We start from the raw sequence: 3,425 nt of genomic DNA, 5'->3' as shown, positions 1-3,425 counted from the left end.
CCGGCCGGCCGCGCAACGCCCGGCCGCGGGACGGCCTCGGGCGCCCGCTGCCCTACGGCGCCCCGGCGGTGGAACGCGCGCCGGAAGGGATACGCCGCAGCGGCGCGCGGACCCTGGCCGAAGCCCAGCAGCTCCTCGACGCGGCCCTGCCCTTCCACGCCCACGAGGTCCTTGAGGACAGGTGGAAGACGGCGCCCGCCGACGAGCGCTCGTTGTGGCGGGCCCTCGCCCAACTGGCGGTCGGCCTGACGCACGCGGCACGCGGCAACAGCCGGGGAGCCGCGACGCTCCTCGACCGGGCCGCCCAGGGGCTCGCGCCCTACGCGAACCGCGCGCCCTATGACGTCGATGTCGACGGACTCCTGCGATGGCTGGCACAGGGCGCTCCCACCGGACCGCCCCCCGAACTGCGTGCGCCCCGGTCCGAGAGCTGATCGCGCGCGTGCCGACAGTGCTGTCCTTGGTCGCCGTGGTCGCGGCGGGCGCCGGCCGCGGGACGGTCGGCGAGGACGATTTGACGCCGGGCGCGCCGGGCGGCCGGCGACCGGTCAGCGGTCCTTGTACCGGGTGGGAGGGTACGGAGCCCGGTCGCGGCGCGCCTTGGTGCCGTCGGAATCCATCTCGCCGGATTTCGTCTCGCGGTCGATCTCGGTCTTCTCCTCCCGGTACTGCTCACTGTCGGTGACCCGGGTCTTGCCGGGCGCGTCCGAGGCCGGGGGGAGGTCTTCGGGGTCGTAGTCCGCGAGCCCCGCGTCCACGCGCTCCTGCTCGGTGCGCTCGGCCAGTGCGTCGTCGTCCGGACGGGTCGGGAGGCCGCGCTCGCGACGTTCGGGAGATCCCTTGCGGTCCCGGCTGTGGTGAGCCATCGATTCCTCCTCGCAGCTGCGGCACGGCCGTGAGACCGTGAGCTGAATGCCGTTTTTGTCACGACATGTCTCCCAGTCTGGCAGGCGAGGCAGACAAGTCAAACGCCCGTCGGCCGCCCGTCCGGCGGCGCTGCCGGGACAGGACCGCGTGCGCGTACCCCGGCACACCGCGACGACCGGGAGCGTGCGGGGGGCGCTCGCCCTCCCCCGCACGCCCCGGCCCCGAACAGCGGTGCGGAGGGGTCGGCCGGGCGGGTCAGCCCGTGGTGGGCCGGTACGAGTAGACGGTGGTGGTCACCGCGCACACGCTCGGCGGCACGATCTCCACCCGCAGGAGCCCGGCGGCGGGGTCGTAGTCGATGCCCTCGGTCTCGAAGGTGCCCGAGCAGATGCTGCTGCGCGGCACCTGGAAGAGCGTGGTGACCCGGCCTGTGACCGCGGTGCCGTCCAAGGCGTGCGGCAGGTCGACCTGGAGGACGTCCTTGTTCGCGTCGTCGGAGGCGCACACCAGCCGGGTGGCCGAGACGAAGTCGCAGCCCTGGATGTCGTCGACGCCCTGGTCCAGGGTGATCCGGCCGGCCTGGGCGAGGCTCCCGCCGGTCGCGGGGGTGGCGGGGTTGGTCAGCGGGGCGGGGAACACCTGGAGGTGGTCCATGGCGCCCCACTCGCCGGCCACGAGCCACTGGTCGTCCGGGGAGACGGTCGCGAAGGAGTTGTTGAGCAGCTCGCCGGAGTCCAGCGGGTGGGTGTAGTCGTAGGCCTTCCCGGCAGGCGTGGTGACCTCGAACAGCTTGCTGGTGGCGCTGTCCCCGCCCTGGTAGGCGTCGAAGACGTAGCCCCCGGCGATGTCCGGGTCGCCGACGTGGTTCCAGCCGCTGAGGCGCAGCCGCAACGGGATCGACCCCAGCCCCCGGGTGAGCAGCGAGCCGTCGGCGCGGGTGGCGATGCCCTCGCCGCCGGTGAGCGAGCTGATCGTGGAACTGCCGTTCGCCACCCAGCCTCCGGGTGCGTCGGCTCGTGCGGTGGCGCCGGCGGAGCCGAGCGCGGTCAGTGCGGCCGTGGCGAGCAGCAGCGCGCCGGCACGGCGGCCCAGTGCGGTTGCGGTCAACGGAACCCCCAGGACAGTGGGTGGACCACCTCCGACGCGGGGAGGCGGCCCCGGGCGCCAGCGAATCTAGCCCGCCCGCCGCCGGCGCCACCACCCTGCGCCCGCCAACGCGGCCTGAACGCAGGGTGATCGGCCGCCACCCGACAACACACCCCGCGAACACCGGGCGCCCGAAATCCCCGTTGCGACGCCTTTGCTGTGCCTCCCGAACGGGCGGGCCCAAGTTGGACGGGCCGACCCGCCCGGTGGCATCCCCTACAAGGAGGCCGAGGCCGTCCTCACCGCGGGCGGCTGCTGCTCGACCACCGGCCCGGCGCCGACCGTCCCGACGACCGGGCCCTGCTCGTGGTGCGCCCGGCGCCGCGGTGAACCCGGGGGCTCGGATCACCCGGGGCCCCCGGACACAGCGCGAGCACCGGGCCGGGGGTCACAGCGGCTGCAGCGCGCTCCACCGCTGGGCGTTGGTCCCGTTGCAGTCGTAGAGCTGGAGTTGGGTGCCGTCGGCAGTGGAGGACGCCGGGTCGTCGAGGCAGCGCCCGGACACCGGATTGCGGTAGCCGCCGTTGTAGGCCTGCCAGACCTGGTTGGCGCCGCCGTTGCAGTCCCAGATCTCCACCTTGGTGCCGTTGGCCGTGCCCAGGGCGGTGGCGTCCAGGCACTTGCCCACCGCCCGCAGCGTGCCGTCCGTCCGGGCGGTCCACCACTGGGCGTCGGTTCCGTTGCAGCTCCACAGCTGGACAGCCGTGCCGTTGGCGCTGCTGCCGGTGTTGACGTCCAGGCACTTACCGGCGATCCCGGAGTTCACCGGGCCGCCGGTGGCGACCGGCGCGGTGATCCAGCCGGCGCTGTCCGCGGCCTGGATGCCGCTGTTGAAGGCGGCGGCCATCTTGGCGTAGCCGCCGTCATCGGGGTGCAGCGCGTCCGACAGGTCGGCGGTGGTCAGGGCGCTCATGTCGACGTACCGCACGTGCTTGCCCGCGGCCTGCTCCGAGGAGACGATGCCGGGAATCGCCTGGTTGAAGGCGGGCCGGCTCGGCTCCTCGGTGGCGCTCGTGGAGACGATCACCGAGGCGACCAGTACCGTCGCGTCCGGGGCGTCGGCGGTGATCTGGTCGATCAGCGCGTGCAACCGGTCGGGCGCGGTGGGCACTTGATAGCCCTGGTTCAGATCGTTGGTGCCGATCTCCAGGGTGACGACATTGGGCCGGTAGCGGGCCAGGGGCGCGTCGAGCAGGGCGGCGATCTGCTCGATCCGGTAGCCGGAGTGTCCCTCGTTGTCGGGGTCGGCCATCGTGCCGTTGCGCAGGGTGCCGACGAAGTCCACGCTGTGCCCCTCGGCCGTCAACGCGTCGTGCAGCGGGGCGCGGTAGCCGTTCCCGGTGCTGCTTCCGACGCCCCAGGTGATCGAGTCGCCCAGCGGCATCACGCGCAGCGCGGCGGGTGCGGCGGCC

The 3,425-nt window shown here is 73.7% G+C and carries 4 protein-coding genes; 1 reads left to right on the top strand and 3 read right to left on the bottom strand.

Going from position 1 to position 3,425, the window contains the following annotated elements:
- A partial coding sequence (locus tag GA0115240_RS10890) for a DUF309 domain-containing protein (RefSeq protein ID WP_093736467.1) occupies window positions 1-434 on the top strand: 434 nt, incomplete at its 5' end.
- Window positions 435-548: 114 nt separating this feature from the next.
- Here the strand turns inward: GA0115240_RS10890 and GA0115240_RS10885 are convergent.
- The 3 genes from GA0115240_RS10885 to GA0115240_RS10875 form a co-directional block, all read right to left on the bottom strand.
- Window positions 549-866, bottom strand: coding sequence for a DEAD/DEAH box helicase (locus GA0115240_RS10885; protein WP_093736466.1), 318 nt, complete (start codon window positions 864-866; stop codon window positions 549-551).
- A 256-nt stretch (window positions 867-1,122) separates the two neighbouring features.
- On the bottom strand, window positions 1,123-1,974 hold the full coding sequence (locus tag GA0115240_RS10880; RefSeq protein WP_237554779.1) for a hypothetical protein: 852 nt from the start codon (window positions 1,972-1,974) through the stop codon (window positions 1,123-1,125).
- Window positions 1,975-2,401: 427 nt separating this feature from the next.
- On the bottom strand, window positions 2,402-3,425 hold a 1,024-nt coding region (locus GA0115240_RS10875), incomplete at its 5' end, for an SGNH/GDSL hydrolase family protein (RefSeq protein ID WP_237554778.1).

This window comes from Streptomyces sp. DvalAA-14, assembly GCF_900091855.1.
GTDB lineage: Bacteria > Actinomycetota > Actinomycetes > Streptomycetales > Streptomycetaceae > Actinacidiphila.
Note: the sequence above shows the minus strand (reverse complement) of the source record. Positions and strands in the feature narration are given on the sequence as shown.

Bases quoted from the DNA above. Each gene is read 5' to 3' on its own strand.
- GA0115240_RS10885 (WP_093736466.1), bottom strand. From the start codon at position 866: ATGGCTCACCACAGCCGGGACCGCAAGGGATCTCCCGAACGTCGCGAG.